Source organism: Streptomyces sp. CNT372 (assembly GCF_000377145.1).
In genome coordinates, this window is sequence record NZ_KB897794.1 from 40664 (window position 1) to 55442 (window position 14779).

Genomic DNA, 14779 nt, shown 5'->3' on the forward strand with positions numbered 1-14779 from the left:
GCCGCGGCGCGTCGGGGGTCAAGGCCGTGTCCGACGCAGCCCGGCCGGGGACGGAAGCCCCCGGCCGGTCCGGGGATCAGGCGGTGGCGGCGTCCTGGCCGTCCTCGCCGTTCTGGCGCCGGCGGACGGCGACGACGACACCCGCGCCCGCCGCCGCGACCACGGCGGCCGCGCCGAGCAGCGCGCCGGTCGGGACGTCGGAGCCGGTGGAGGCGAGGGCGCCCGAGCCGCCGGCCGAACCGCCGCCGGCCGTGCCGCCGCCGGCCGTGCCGCCGCCGACGGTGCCGCCGCCCGCGGTGCCGCCGGTGCTGCCGGAGCCGCCGGTGCTGCCGCCGGCCGAGCCGCCCGTGGAACCGCCGGTGCTGCCACCGGTGGATCCGCCGGTGCCGCCCGGGAGTTCGGCGCCCTTGTCGAGGGAGACGGCGAGGGAGACCGGGTCCAGCTCGGCGCCGGCCTGGTAGAAGCCGCCGAAGGCCTTGGCGCCGTCCGCGGTCAGCTCGGCCGGGACGCCGCTCAGGGTGACGACGCCGTCCTTGGCGGCGATGTCGCCCTTCGGCAGGTCGAGGGCGGCGAGGGGCAGGTCGTCGAAGACGGAGACCTTGTGGGTCTTCTGGTCCTTGGTGGAGACGTCGGCGAGCAGGGTGCCCTTGCCGTTCTTCACCTCGGTCCTGAGGTCGCTCAGCTTGAGGTCGAGGGTGTAGTCGCCGCCGGCCTCCGGGTGGCCGAGGAAGCGGACCGAGCCGTCGAAGCCGGCGCCGAGGGTCTGGTCGTCCTTGTCGAAGGAGCCCCCGGCCTTGGTGAAGCGGTAGATCTCGCCGTTCTTGACGGCGCCGGCGCCGAGTTCGACCTTGCCCTTGGCGATCGGGCCGGCGACATAGCTGCGGAAGGACTCCTTCACGCCCCAGTCGAGGTTGCCGTCGACGACCGGACCCTCCTCGGGGGCGGGGTCGTCCGACGGATCGGTGGACGGGTCGGTGGACGGGGTCGGCTTCGGGTCCGTCGACGGGTCGGTGGACGGCTGAGAGGGCGACGGCTCGGGGTCCGTGGACGGCGTCGGCTTCGGGTCCGTGGAGGGGCTGGTGGACGGCGAGGGGTCGGGCTTCGGCGGCGCCTGCTTCACCGAGAGGGTGGCCGCATCGAGCTCGGCGCCGGCCGGGTAGAACCCGGCGAACGCCTCGGAGCCGTCGGCGGTGAGCTTGGCCGGGATGTCCTTGAAGACCATCGCGCCGCCCTCGCCCCGGCCCGGGCGGACGCCGGTGAGGTCCAGGTCGGCGATGACCGCGTCGTCCTTGGTGACCACCGTGCCGTTCATCTTCTTGCTGGTGTAGTCGGCGGTGATGGTGCCGGCGGTGCGGCCGGTGCCGACCTTGATGTCACCGATCCGCACGTCCAGGATGCCGCCGTGGCCCTGGAAGCGGACCTGGCCCTTGAAGGCGGTCGCCGAGGCGTGGGTGCCCGTGTCGTAGGTGCCGTTGCCGTCGGTGAAGGTGAAGACGCCGTTGCCGTCGGCCTGGGTGGCGCCGTCGGAGACGGTGATGCTGCCCTTGGCGATCGGGCCGGCGACGTACTTGCGGAAGGACTCCTTGAGGCCCCACTCCAGGGTGCCGTCCACGAGTTCCAGTTTCGGCGCGGGGGCCGGAGCGTCCTCGGGGCCGGCGGCGAGCGCGGGCAGGGCGAATCCGGTGGCGCCGAGGGCGACGGCGGTCGCTATGACTGCGCCGAGGGCGAGGGGGCGGCGAACTGCTGCCATGGTCGGGGGTCTCCTTGATGGGTTCAACGGGGGTGGAGTGGGGGTGGCTTCGGTGCTCGCCGCCGGCGGACGGACCGGCGATCAGTGCTCGCCGCCGGCGAACGGGCCGGGGATCACTGCTCGTCGCCGGCGGACGGGCCGGGGGTTCCGGGCTTGGACGGAGATCCTGCGTCGGGCCCCCCGCGCCGCCGGAGGGCGACGTAGACCGCGGCGGCCGCGACGGCGAGCAGGGCGGCGGCGATCGCCGCGTACGTACCGGTGGAGGACGACGAGGCGGTCTTCGCGGTGTCGTCCGCCTGCTCGGTGTGGTTCGGGGAGGCCTTCGCGTCCGCGGGGGCGGCGGAGGCCGGTGCGGTGGGCTCGCTGCCGAGGTCGGGCAGGGCCGGGAGCTGCGCCTTCCCGTCGACGGCGACGGCGAGGGAGACCGGGTCCATCTCGGTGCCGGCCTGGTAGATCGAGCCGAAGGCCCTGGACCCGCCCTCGGTGAGGGTGGCGGGCGCCTCGGTGAGCCGTGCGAGGCCGTCCTTCGGCGCGAAGTGCTTCGCCTCGAAGGTGACGAGGGGCACGGCCTTCTCGCTCTTCCCGGCGCTGGTGACGTCGGCGACGAGGGTGCCCTCGCCCTTTTCGACGCGGACGGAGACCTTGGCGAGGGTCAGATCGAGGTCCTTGCCGGTGAAGCGGACGCTGCCCCGGAAGTCGGCGTCCAGGGTCTGATTCTTCGCGTCGTAGGAGCCCCTGCCGCCGGTGAAGCGGAACAGCGCGCCGCCGTCCCGGGCCCCGTCGGCGAGGGCCCACTCGCCCTGGGCAATGGAGCCGGTGACGTACTCGCGGAAGGTGCGGCGGACGCCCCAGTCGACGGCCGCGTCATGGAACGCGCCCCGGGCCTCGTCGCCCTTGCCCTCCTCGGCGTCGTTCGTGTCGCCCTCCTTGTCGTCGTTCTTGCCGGCGTCGGCGGAGGGGGACGGCTTCGCGGGCTGCTTCTTCGCGGGGGCGGCGACGTCGACGGAGAGGCTGACCGGGTCGAGCGGGGTGCCGGCGGTGTAGTACCCGGCGAAGGCGGTCGCGCCCTGCGCGGTAAGGGTGGCGGGGACACCGGCCAGCGCCACGGGGCTGCCGCCGCCGCGCATGTCGATGCCGGAGAGGTTGAGGGCGGCGAAGGCGACCTGATGGTAGGTCGTCGACTTCCCGCTGCCGCGCGCCTTGCTGACCATGTCGACATGGACCGTGCCCCGGCCGCCGGAGATCCGGACGGTGGGGTTGCTGATGCGCAGGTCGAGTTCATGGCCCCCGTCGGGCTTCCTGTGGCCGAGGAAGTGGACCCCGCCGGCGAATGCGGAGCGGAAGGCCCCGGTCGCCGGGTCGTAGGAGCCGTTCGCCGAGTGGAAGCGGAACTGGCTGCCGCCCACGGTCGCGGCGCCTTGGGTGAGACGCCAGTTGCCGTTGGCGATGGGCCCGGTGACGTAGCTCTGGAACGACGCCTTGATGCCCCAGTCGAGTCTGCCGCCCTGCACCGTCCGGTTCTCGGCGTGGGCCGCGGTCGCGGGGAGCAGGGCGCCGAGCAGCGCCGCGAGGAGCGCCACCGCGAAGGCGTGGGCCGGTCTGAAGGGAAGCATGAGGTCACTCCGCACGAGACAAGAAGGCACAGGCCGAACCAGCCCGGACCTGGCATGTGAGGTAAGGCTAACCTAAGCTACCTCCAGCCCTGCCGGAACCCTTCCTTCACGGGAACCTCGCACGAGCCACACACATCACCGGTGCGAATCGTGTGGTACCGGCACAGGGGCGACGACGATATGGATGACGGACAGACAGGACGGTGCCCCACGTGCGCACTCCACGCCTGGCAGGTGCACTGATATCCGTGCTTGCCCTCGCCCTCGCCGCCACCGGCTGCGCGGGCCAGGACGCAGCGGACGCGCCGCGCGGGAAGCAGCAGCAGCCGGCGAAGGCGGCGGCCGACCGGGTCGAGCCGCTGGCCGGCAACCCGCAGCCCGCGATGCCGGTCACCGTCGACTCCGCGGACGGGCGACGGGTGACGATCCGGAACGCCGACCGGGTGGTCCCGCTCACCGGCTCCCTCAACGAGATCGTCTTCACCCTCGGTCTGGGCGACCGGGTGGTGGCACGGGACATCACGGCCACCTTCGAACAGGCCGGGAAACTGCCGGTGGTGACCCGGGCACACGATGTCTCCGCGGAGAGTGTGCTGTCCCTGCGGCCGTCCGTCGTCCTCGCCGAGACCAGCACCGGCCCGGCCGAGGCCATCGACCAGATCCGGGACGCGGGCATCCCCCTCGTCGTGGTCGAACCGGCGAAGGGCCTCCCGGACGTCGGCAGGCGGATCGAGCGGGTCGCCGAAATCCTCGGAGTCGAGGCGCAGGGGGCGGAGCTGAAGAAGCGTACGGAGGCGCGGATCGCGGCCGTCCAGAAGAAGATCCCCGCCCGCGAGGGCGGAAAGCCGCGCGTCGCCTTCCTGTACGTCCGGGGCTCGGCGGCGGTCTATCTGATCGGCGGCGCGCAGTCCGGCGCGGTCTCCCTGCTGGAGGCGGCCGGGGCGGTGGACGCGGGCAAGGAGTCCGGGCTGGACAAGGACTTCACGCCCCTCACCAGCGAGGCCCTGGCGAAGGCGGCGCCCGACGCGATCCTGGTCATGGCCAAGGGCCTCCAGTCCGTGGACGGCGTCGACGGACTGGTCAAGATCCCGGGTGTCGCCCAGACCCCGGCCGGCATGGACCGCCGCGTGGTCTCCGTCGAGGACGGCGTCCTCCTCAACTACGGCCCCCGCACGGACCAGGTCCTCGCCTCGATCGTCGACCAGCTCTACGCGGACGAGGGTGCGGCCTCGTGACGACGACACCCCAGCGCCCGGCCGGGGCGGCCGGGTCCGCCGAAGGCGGCGGGGCCGCCCGCGCGGGCACGCCCGCCGGAGGCGGGGACGTCTCGGCGCGGGCCGCACACGCGCCCGGCGACGGGCGCTCCGACGTGGCACCGCGGAAGGCGGACGCACCCGCCACCGGCGGGGCGCCGACCGCCGAAGGCGGCGCGCCGCTGGCCCGGGAGGGGGACGCGGGCCCGCCGACCGCAGAAGGCGGCGGGCCGCTGGCCCGGAAAGGCGACGCGCCGGCGACCGGGGCGCTTCCGGAGGGGGACGCGCGCGGTGCACGCGAGCGGAAGGCGGGCGGGCCCGCGCGCGCAGGGCGCGGCGGCGCCTGGGCACTGACGGTCGGGCTGGTGGCCGCGCTCGTCGTGGTCGCTCTGGCGTCCGCCGGGATCGGGGCGTACCGGATTCCGCTCGGGGACATCCTCGCGTCCATCGGCCACCGGACCGGCCTCGGCGGGCAGCCGCTGGACCGCGTCGGGGAGAGCGTGCTGTGGAACGTGCGCTTCCCCCGCGTCGTCCTGGCGCTGCTCGTCGGCGCGTCCCTCGGCTGCGCGGGCGCCCTGATGCAGGGCGTGTTCGGCAACCCGCTCGCCGAGCCCGGCGTCATCGGGATCTCCTCCGGCGCGGCCGTCGGCGCGGTCGGGGCCATCGCCCTCGGGCCGGCCTTCCTCGGCAACTGGACCGTCACCGCCTGCGCGTTCGTCTCCGGTCTGGTGACCGTCCTCCTCGTGTACGCGCTGTCCCGCTCGGGCGGCCGGACCGAGGTGGTCACCCTGATCCTCACGGGTATCGCCGTCAACGCCTTCGCGGGCGCGATGATCGGCCTGTTCATCTTCTTCGCGGACAACGCCCAGATCACCGAGATCACCTTCTGGCAGCTCGGGTCCCTCTCCCAGGCCACCTGGCCCAAGGTGCTCGCCGTCCTGCCGTTCGCCCTCCTCGGACTGCTCGTCGCTCCCTTCCACGCGCGCAAGCTGGACCTCCTCGCCCTCGGTGAACGCCCCGCCCGTCACCTGGGCGTCGACGTGGAGCGGCTGCGCCTGGTGCTCATCCTGGTGGTGGCGCTGCTCACCGCGGCGGCTGTCGCGGTGGCGGGCGTCATCAGCTTCGTGGGCCTGCTCGTCCCGCATCTGCTGCGGATGGCGAACGGGCCGGGCCACCGGTTCCTCGTCCCCGGCAGCGCGCTCGGCGGCGCCTTGGTCCTCGCGGCCGGCGACCTCGCGGCGCGCACCGTGGCGGCCCCGGCGGAACTGCCGCTCGGCGTGCTGACCGCGCTGTTCGGCAGCCCGTTCTTCTTCTGGCTGCTGCGCAGGACCCGCCGTCGGCAGGGCGGTTGGGCATGACGCGGCCCCGCAGCCGGTCCTGCCCCCGCGCCCGCCGCCCCTGCACCCGTACTCGCAGCCGGATCTGCCCCTGCGCCCGCACTCTCACTCGCACCCGCCGCACCCGCGCTGCCCTCACCGCCCGCACTCCCGTGTGCCCGAACCCCGAGGCGATGCCCCCATGGTGATGTCCCTGCTCCCCCGCCGGCGGCGCGAGCTGCCCGCTCCCGTGCCCCGCGGCGAGGTCGTGGCCGAGGCCCGGGACGTGACACTGCTGCTCGGCGGCCGGCCCGTGCTGCGCGGCGCCGGGCTGCGGGTGCGCACCGGTGAGGTACTGGCCCTGGTGGGTCCCAACGGCGCGGGCAAGTCGACCCTGTTGTCGGTGCTCGCGGGTGACGGCGGCCGCCCCGGCGGTGAGGTGCGGATCGCGGGCCGCGAGGCCCGGGAGTGGTCCGCCGGGGACCTCGCCCTGCGGCGGGGCGTGCTCCCCCAGGCGGCGGCCCTCTCCTTCCCGTTCACCGTCGTGGACGTGGTGCGGATGGGCCGGGCGCCGTGGTCCGGGACGCCGCTGGAGGACGAGGACGAGGCGGCCGTGGCCGAGGCGATGGCCGCGACCGAGGTCGAGGAGTTCGCCGACCGGTCGTTCTCCGAACTGTCCGGCGGCGAACGGGCCCGGGTCGCCCTCGCCCGCGTCCTCGCCCAGCGCGTTCCGCTCCTCCTGCTGGACGAGCCGACGGCCGCGCTCGACCTGCGCCACCAGGAACTGGTGCTGCGCATCTGCCGGGACCGGGCGGCGGCCGGGGACGCGGTGGTCGTCGTCCTGCACGACCTGTCGCTCGCGGCCGCCTGCGCGGACCGGGTCGCCGTCCTCCAGGACGGCGCGGTGGTGGCGGACGGCCCGCCCGCCGAGGTGCTCCGCGGCGAGCTCCTCGGCCGGGTCTACCGGCAGCCCGTCGAGGTGCTGCCGCACCCGGTCACCGGGGTGCCGCTGGTCCTGCCGCTGCGCCACTGCCCCGACCCGCCGGGGGCGCAGGGGGCGCCGGGGGCGGGCGCGCCCGGGCCAGTGTGACAACCGCTCCCGGCACACGGGGCGTTCCGGGCCCCGGTAGGGTTCGGACGGTCAGTGGGGTGCGAGGAGCAGAAGGCGACCGATGAGAAGGATGGGCCGGGCGGCGACGGGTCTCGCGGCGGCAGCGGTGCTGTCCCTGGTGGCGAGCGGCTGTGTGACGATCCACGGGGAGCGGGAGGTCGTGCCCTCCGCCACGGAGCAGGAGGCCGCCGAGGCGCTCGCCGGTTTCACCGCCGCGTACAACGCGGCGGACAAGGCGTACGACCCGGCGCTGGACGCCCGGCACGTCACCGGCGCTCTCGGTGCGATCAACCAGGCCGGGCTCAGGGCCCGCCAGGTCAACTTCCCGGACGGCAACCCGCGCCACTCGCCGCTGGAGCTGACCGACGCGAAGTTCCTGATCCCGAAGAAGGCGGGCTGGCCGCGCTGGTTCGTCGCCGACACCGACTCCAACCGGGACCGCGACGGCGACAGCCGCCTGGACAACCGCTGGCTGGTGGTGTTCGTGCGCGCGGGCGTCGACGACACCTGGAAGGCCGCGTATCTGGCCATCGTCCCGCCGAAGGACATCCCGGCCGTCAGGCTGGACGCGGACGGATACGCGGAACCGGTCGCGCCGGACAGCTCCGCGCTGGCGACGGCGCCCCGCGACCTGAGCCGCGACTACGCCGCCTACCTCCAGGACGGCGAGCCGGAGCGGTTCGCGGCCGGGCCGCACACCAGTGGCTGGCGCGCCACCCGGGCGAAGAACGCCTCCCGGCCGGGCCTCTCGACGCAGTATCTCGACCAGCCCCTGGACTCGGGGGCGTTCGCGCCGCTCGGGCTCGCCACCCAGGACGGCGGGGCGATGGTCTTCTTCACCGTGAAGAACTTCGAACGGCAGACGGCCGCCGACGGTGTGGAGATCAAGGTCATTCCGGATGTGCGGGCGCTGCTGAGCGGCGAGGTGAAGACCACGATCACCAAGGAGCGGGTGTCCAGCCAGCTCGTCTCGGTACCGGTCGACGGGGGCGGCGAGCAGCCGGACATACTGAGCCGCCTCACGGGTCTGACGTCGGCGAAGGGGTCCTGACGGGGGTGCGGGCCCTCGTGTGCTTGCACCACGTGTGCGTGCACCACGTGTGCGTGCACCACATGGGCCCGCGCCACATGGACTCGCAGCACATGGGCCCACAACCCACACAGGCCCGCACCACATGGGCCGCCGGCCCATAGCGCCGGGCCACATGGGCTCCGGACACGTGAGTCTCCGGCACGCGGCGGCCCGGCAGACACTGCCCCGCCACACGGTGAAGGCCCGGGCCCAGGGTGTCCGCCCCCGGGCCCGGGCCGTCACCACCCGTCAGTCCTCGTCGCGCAGGCGCCCCGCGAGGGACGCCAGCGCCACGCTCTCCTCGGTGTGGCCCAGGGCCGTCAGGCGGGAGACCGCCGTGTCGAGGCGGCTCAGGGCCGGGGCGGGGCGCTCCAGGTAGATGCCCTCCACGGCGCCCGCGAGGCGGACGCACTCGGCCCACTCCCCGGCCACCTCCGCGTCCGCACCCGGCTCGCCGAGGAGGCCGAGCGCCCGGTCCAGCGCGGTCAGCGCCTCCTCGTACTCCCCGGCGTACGCGTTGACCCGGCCGTGCTCGTACGCCAGGGCGCTGTCCAGGGACCGGCCGCGGGCCACGTACCCCGCGGCCCGGGCCTCGTCGGCGATCCGGCCCGCCGTGGCGAGGTGGGTACGCGCGCCAGCCAGCCCCTCGGGTCCCTGCCGCTCGGCCTGGAGACGGGCGAGTTCCCGCAGGGCGTTGCTGAGCTGCTCGAAGCGCGGGGCCCGGCCGTGCGCGGCGACCGCCCGGTCCACCGCCTCCCGGGCCCGGTCGAACTCCCCCGCCTCGCCGAGGAGTACGGCCGTCTCCGCCGCGATCATGGCGTGGCTGCCGGGATCGTCGTCCCAGCCGGCCGACTCTGCCGCCAGCGCGAGGAACTCCGCCGTGGCGGCCTTGAGGTCGTCCCCCGCGTGCAGCGCGCGGGCGCGGGTCAGCCGGAGCTGGGCGGTCAGCCGGTCGTCCAGCTTCCCGTCCGCGATGTCCGGTTCGGCCAGCAGGGAGTCGAGCAGCGCGATGCACTCCTCGACCCGGCCCAGGTCGAGGCTGAGCTGCGCGGCGTTGCCGTAGGCGCAGAACGCGTCGATCCGGCTGCCGTGGCGCAGTTCCAGTTCGGCGGAGCGGGTCAGGTGCCGCAGTGCCTCGTCGGGGCGGCCCAGGTGCAGACAGGTGTCGGCGAGGTCCCCGTGGACACGGGCCGTGGCGATCACCCCCTTCGGCCAGTCGGCGGCCAGCCGCAGCGCCTCGGACAGGTCCGTGTAGGCGGCCTCCGGCTCCCGCAGCCCGCGCCGCAGCCGCCCGCGCAGGGCGAGGGTGCGGGGCAGGTGCCAGGCGGGCCCGTGCTCCGTCAACCGGGCCCGGAGCGCGTCGAGTTCAGCGACCGCGGTGGGCAGGTTCCCGGAGAGGGCGTGGGTGCCGGCGCGCAGCAGCACGGCGCCGGCGATCTGCCCGGGAAGGTCGTGCCGGACCGCGAACTCGTGCAGCCGCTCCGCCTCGGCAAAGGCCGGCGCGATGTGGTCCTCGCTCCCCGTGACCTGGAGGCGCAGTCCGAGCGCGGTCGCCCGCACCCGCAGCAGACGCGCCTCCTGGTACGGCGCGAGTGAGGAGGTCTCTTCGTGCAGCGCGGCCATCCCGGCGTGGGCGGCACTCAGCGCGGCCGCCCGCGCCTCGGCCTCCGCCGGTCCGCCTTCCTCACCGCCGCCCTCCCCGCTGCCGTCCGCCTCCGCGCCGCCGCCCTCCTCGCTGCCGCCCTCCTCGCTGCCGTCCGTCTCCGCGCCGCGGTCCGCCTCCGCGGCGTGCCGCTCCCCCGGCGGGAGTTCGGCGGCGGCGAGCAGGGCGCAGGCGCGGGCGACCGCCGCGTCGCCGGGCTCCCCCGCGTCCTCGTACAGGCCCGCGGCCTCCTCGTAGAGGGCGAGGGCGGTGACGTACTCGTCCCGTTCGCCCGCCCGGCCGGCCTCGTCGTCCAGCAGGTCCGCGCAGAGCCGGACGTAGGGGCCGACCTCCGGGTCCTCGGGGTGGGTGTACCCGGGAGCGGCGACGAGGGCACGCAGCCGGGCCCAGCAGGCACGCGCGTCCGGATGCCCCTGCTCGTCCAGCTCCCGTGCGCGCCGGATCAGTTCGGGCAGCGACTCGGGGACGGGGTCGGCCGTCCGGGCGGTGGCAGCGGCGACGGGCGCGGGCGCGTCGGCCGGGGCCACCTCGTCCAGGGCCCGGGTGCGCAGGGACAGCTCCAGGGCGTCCACCAGCGGGGCCCGGTCGAGACGGACCCGGCGGCGGTCGGTGTGAGCGGTGGTGCCGTTGCGCGCGTCGAAGCGGGCGGCGAGGTCGTCGGCGCGCCCGGCCGTCTCGGCGCGCAGCCCGGCCACCGTCCAGCCGCGGCCCGCCCAGCCGGCGGCGGGCAGTTCGCCGTGGCCGAGGGTCTCGACCCGCTGGAGGAGGACCTGCACACCGGTGAGGAAGTCGAGCAGGTCCCGCGGCGAGTCCACCTCGTCGAAGAGGTTCCGGTTCTCGGCGAGCAGTTCCAGGCCGCGCGCCTCGTTGCCGGTCAGCGCGCAGAACTCCAGGTGCCGGCCGACCTCCCCGGCCATCGAGGGGTTGCGGCGGCAGGCCCGGTACCCGGCCAGGTGCAGCTCCCGGGCCCGGTCGGCGTGCCCGGTGCGCAGCAGGGGCAGCAGCGCGTACGAGACCGAACGGGCCGGCTCCTCCTGGCAGGACTCCTTCCCGGCCAGGACGGGGTCCCAGGCCGTCAGCGCCCGTCCGTCGTCGCCCGCCGCGAGGTGGAACAGGGCGCGTTCGCAGATCTCGCACGCCTCGCAGTCGCTGAGCGGGGTACGTGCGCGGCCCGCCCACAGCTCGTAGGCGCGGGTGGTGTCCTCGCCCGTATGGGCGGCCAGCTGGTACGCCTGCCCGTAGTAGGGCTGGAGGCCGAGACCGGCCTTCTCGTACCGCTCGCGCATCTCCTTCTGCCACTGGCGCAGGCTGGCGAGCGGCACCTCGGGCAGGGCGCGCAGGGCGTTGGCCACCCACTTGAAGCGCCAGAAGAGCAGGTGGCGCAGGCGCTCGTCGAAGACGTCGGGCTGCTCGTCGAAGAGGTTCAGCAGCCGGGCGAAGACGACGGGCGACTTCCGGGGCTCGGAGCCGTAGGTATACGCCTCCTGGAGTTCGAGGAGGGCGTGCACGAGGGCGGTCGGGTCGTCGAACTGCTCCGCCGCCTCGACCAGTTCCTCGGCGGTGACGGTGCGGGGGCGGCCGTAGGGACGCGCGTCGTTCTCCCGGAGCGCCGCGTACAGCTCGTCCGTGCTCTGGGGGTGGGGTGCGGTCGGCATCGTCAGTCCTTGCGGAAGTCAGTCCTTGCGGAGGGCGTGGGCGAGGAGGTCGAGGAAGGAGCGCTTGATCAGGCTGGACTCGGCGGGCCTCAGCGGACGCCGGGACAGCAGCGCGGCCTGCCCGTAGAGGGCCTCGGCGCTGGTGCGGGCGAGCTCGGGCTCGTCGATGGCGACCGCGGTGCGGACCAGCGGGTTGAGCTGGTTGAGGATCAGCTGCGCCCGGGGGGCCTCCTGGCGCAGCGCGCCGAGGATGTCGCCCCACAGACCGCCCTCCTGCTCCCGCGCGAGCTGGGAGCGGGTGCGCTCGTGCCGCGCCTCGCGGCTGTCCACGAGGAGGGCGGGGGCCGAGGCGGGCTGGAAGGTGCGCAGGGCGACATCGCAGTCGAAGACGGCGAGGGCGTCGCGGGCGATCGCGAGATAGGCCGCGGCGGCGAGTTCGGTCTCCCGGTCGACGGGGTCCAGGTGCGCGGTGAGGGTCGCCGGGTCCAGGTCGGCGACGGTGACGGCGGGATTGATCTCGGGCAGCCGGTGGACCAGTTGGCGGTCGTAGGTGTACCCGCCGTTGACGACGCCGAGCCCGGCGGCCGAGGCGATCGCCGCCACCTGCCGGAACTCCTCCATGCTCGATGTGACGAGCACCGTCCGGTGGGTGCGGGCGAACTCGTCGAGGGTGGTGTGCCCGGCCGTGGTCTCGAACGGCAGCCAGGGCAGCAGCATCCGCAGGATCTCGTCGTCGTGCACGGCGAGGGACTTCACGGCCAGGTGGTGGGCCTGGAGGAAGCGGCCGAGGAGTTCGGGGTCACTGGCGGCGGCGCGGGCGATCCAGTCCCGCAGCCGTTCGGCGAGGGCGTCCCGGACGGCGGCGAGGGTGTCGTCCTCGTACAGGGCCTCTCGGGACGCCGTCGGGCGCAGGCTCTCGGCGTCGACGACACAGCGGACGAAGAACGCCCACTCGGGCAGGATCTCCTCGGCCTGCTCGGACAACAGCATGCCCTTGACGTGCACCCGGTGGCCGTGGCGGCGCCCGGCCGGCACCGCCTCGGGCAGCACGCAGGCGATGCCCTTGAGGCCCACGGCCGGCAGGTCCAGCTCGATGGTGTCCAGCGGTGTGAACCCGAAGACCTCCTCGCCGTACGCGGCCAGCGCCCGGGAACGGGCCCCGGGCGTGGGGTGCTCGCGGGCCCAGGGCGCGGGTTCCGGGTTGACGGAGACGGCCGGGCCGCGGCTGCCGTCGTCGAAGGTCACCGGGTGGCGCAGCAGGGAGCCGAAGTGGCGGGCCAGGCCGTGCACCCGGGCGGGGGAGGTCCACTCGGTCGCGTCGGCACGCGGGGTCAGGGTGACGGTGGTGCCGGGCCGGGGGCGTGCGGAGGCGGGCAGGGTGCGGACGGTGTAGCTGCCGTCGCCGCGTCCGCGCCATTCGACGGCGGGGGCGTCGGGGGTGCGGGCGGAGCGGCTGAGGACGTGGATCTCGTCCGCGACCAGGAAGCAGGAGAGCAGCCCGATGCCGAACTGGCCGATGAAGTCCCCGCGTTGCTCGGCGATCCGCTCGGCGCGCTTGCTGCTGCGGCCGATGGTGGCGAGGAAGGTGTGCACGTCGTCGGCGGTGAGACCGACGCCGTCGTCCTCGACGCGGACGGTCGAGCCGTCGGCGTACACGCGGATGCCGGGGGTGCCGGGGCCGGCGGCCTCCGGTCCCGGGGCGGGCGCGGTGTGCCCGGCGGGGTCGAGGGCCTGCCGGGCGGGGTCGGGGGCGTACCGGGCGGGGTCGGGGGCGTACCGGGCGGTCAGCGCGTCGACCGCGTTCTGCAGGAGTTCGCGCAGGTAGACGCGGGGGCTGGAGTAGAGGTGGTGGGAGAGGAGGTCGACGAGGCCGCGCAGATCCACCTGGAAGGTGCGGTCGGCGCCGGCCGCGTTCGCGGGGGTGTCGGCCGGGTTCGCGGGGGTGTCGGGCAGAGTCATCGGGCAGTCCGGGGTGGGTGAGGTCTGGGCGGTGGTGTGGACGCGGGCGTACGCGTGTGGCGCGGACGGGTCCGGGGGGCGCGGCCCGGGTTTCTCGGGCGCTGCGGGCCGGTTCTTGGGCGCGCAGCCCGGGTTCGCGGGCGCGGCGGACCCGGTCGTCGGGCGCGCGGAGGGCTCGGGGTGCGGCGGTGGTGTGCTCAGGCGGCGCGGCGGTGGGCGCGGGCGAACTCCTTCTCGGGGTCGCCGAAGAACACCCAGGGCCAGCGGGTGTACGCGCCGTCCAGCGTCCGGAAGACGCGCTGGATCGTGTGCTGCTCACCGGCCAGCCACAGGGCCATGCCGAAAGTGTTGAAGTCGTGCTGCCAGCCCGGCCGCCGTCGGTAGGCCGGGTGGAGGATGCTGTGGTCCGCCGCGTTCCTCAGCTCGGCCCGGATCTCGGGGGTCGCCAGGCAGTCGGCGTCGTCGGACTCGACCCACTCCTCGATGTGCGCCATCGCGATCACCGAGCCGAGGGGGTGCCCCTGCGGGGTGCGGGCGAGCGCCTTGCGGGCGAACGCGAGGGCCTCGCCGGGCTCACCGCCCCAGCGGGGCTGCAGCTGCGACAGCCACTCCAGATGGGTCTCCGGGCAGAGGGTGTCGCGACGCAGGGCGGCCTCGAACCGAGCCTCGTTGACGGCGGTGCCCCGCGATATCCCCCTTCCGGAGGTGAGGAGTTGGCGCCACGGGGTGATCCACCCCGGCTCCAGCTCGGCGGCCTCCAGCAACTGCTCCTCGGCGAGCTCCAGCCGCTCGTGGAAGATCCGCCACTGGTCCCGCGTGACATCCACGGCACGGGCGGAGGTGCGCGCCTCCCAGCCCCAGACGATATGGCGGGCCCCGGATATCAGCAGCGCGGTCGCCCGGTGCTCCTTGTCCTCCGCGACGGGGCGGCCGATCCAGTCCTGGAGGCCGTCGACGGAGACCAGTTCACCGAGGACCCGGTGGTCGCGGCCGAGGTCGAAGGGGGCCAGGGCCTGCTTGAGGGCGGGCCAGTTCCCGGACTCGGCGGCCTCCACGGCAGGGAGGACCCGCCGGTCGCCCAGCGCGCGCAGGACGTACATACCGCTGCGCCGCCGCTCGGACGGGGGAAGGGCGTGCGGATCCGCCGGAGGTCTCTCCCCACCACCACCGAACAACCTGCCGAACATGCCGACCCCTCCCCTGGTCCCGCGCGATCTTCGGGGTGCAGCATATGCGGCACCACCGACACGGTGACCACAGAGTTTTCACCGGTGCGTCACGAGCGGGGAGCGGTCACCCCGACGGGGGCGCGCGGCGCGCGGCCGGTGGCGGGTGGCGGGGCGCGGGGCGGGCGGCCGGTGGCGGGTGGCGGGGCGCGGGGCGGGCG

The 14779-nt window shown here is 74.9% G+C and carries 9 protein-coding genes; 4 read left to right on the top strand and 5 right to left on the bottom strand.

The features are described 5' to 3' along the window. Window positions 1-76: 76 nt before the first annotated feature. Window positions 77-1750 (bottom strand): HtaA domain-containing protein, encoded by a 1674-nt coding sequence (locus C593_RS0127515; protein WP_018850549.1) that lies wholly within the window; start codon window positions 1748-1750, stop codon window positions 77-79. Between the two features lie 113 nt (window positions 1751-1863). Beyond that, a complete protein-coding gene (locus C593_RS0127520; RefSeq protein WP_018850550.1) occupies window positions 1864-3363 on the bottom strand; it encodes an HtaA domain-containing protein in 1500 nt (499 codons plus the stop codon). Window positions 3364-3566: 203 nt separating this feature from the next. Between C593_RS0127520 and C593_RS30670 the strand changes: the two genes are divergently transcribed. The 4 genes from C593_RS30670 to C593_RS0127540 all read left to right on the top strand — a co-directional run bounded on the left by C593_RS30670 (window position 3567) and on the right by C593_RS0127540 (window position 8094). Next, the gene (locus tag C593_RS30670; RefSeq protein WP_051093825.1) at window positions 3567-4598 is read left to right on the top strand and encodes an ABC transporter substrate-binding protein; all 1032 of its coding nucleotides are present in this window, start codon (window positions 3567-3569) and stop codon (window positions 4596-4598) included. A 251-nt stretch (window positions 4599-4849) separates the two neighbouring features. Further along, the gene (locus C593_RS0127530) at window positions 4850-5974 is read left to right on the top strand and encodes an iron ABC transporter permease (RefSeq protein ID WP_037747383.1); all 1125 of its coding nucleotides are present in this window, start codon (window positions 4850-4852) and stop codon (window positions 5972-5974) included. Window positions 5975-6134: 160 nt separating this feature from the next. Next, entirely contained in the window at window positions 6135-7022 is an 888-nt protein-coding gene (locus C593_RS0127535) for a heme ABC transporter ATP-binding protein (protein ID WP_018850553.1), read from the top strand. An 82-nt stretch (window positions 7023-7104) separates the two neighbouring features. Continuing rightward, on the top strand, window positions 7105-8094 hold the full coding sequence (locus C593_RS0127540) for an SCO2278 family lipoprotein (protein ID WP_037747377.1): 990 nt from the start codon (window positions 7105-7107) through the stop codon (window positions 8092-8094). Between the two features lie 270 nt (window positions 8095-8364). Here the strand turns inward: C593_RS0127540 and C593_RS0127545 are convergent, their stop codons facing one another. From C593_RS0127545 to C593_RS0127555, 3 genes are all read right to left on the bottom strand, one after another. Further along, window positions 8365-11433 (bottom strand): hypothetical protein, encoded by a 3069-nt coding sequence (locus tag C593_RS0127545; protein ID WP_018850555.1) that lies wholly within the window; start codon window positions 11431-11433, stop codon window positions 8365-8367. An 18-nt stretch (window positions 11434-11451) separates the two neighbouring features. Continuing rightward, window positions 11452-13392, bottom strand: coding sequence for an HSP90 family protein (locus C593_RS0127550; protein ID WP_018850556.1), 1941 nt, complete (start codon window positions 13390-13392; stop codon window positions 11452-11454). A gap of 197 nt (window positions 13393-13589) precedes the next feature. Then, window positions 13590-14579, bottom strand: coding sequence for a hypothetical protein (locus C593_RS0127555; protein ID WP_026278130.1), 990 nt, complete (start codon window positions 14577-14579; stop codon window positions 13590-13592). Between the last annotated feature and the right edge of the window lie 200 nt (window positions 14580-14779).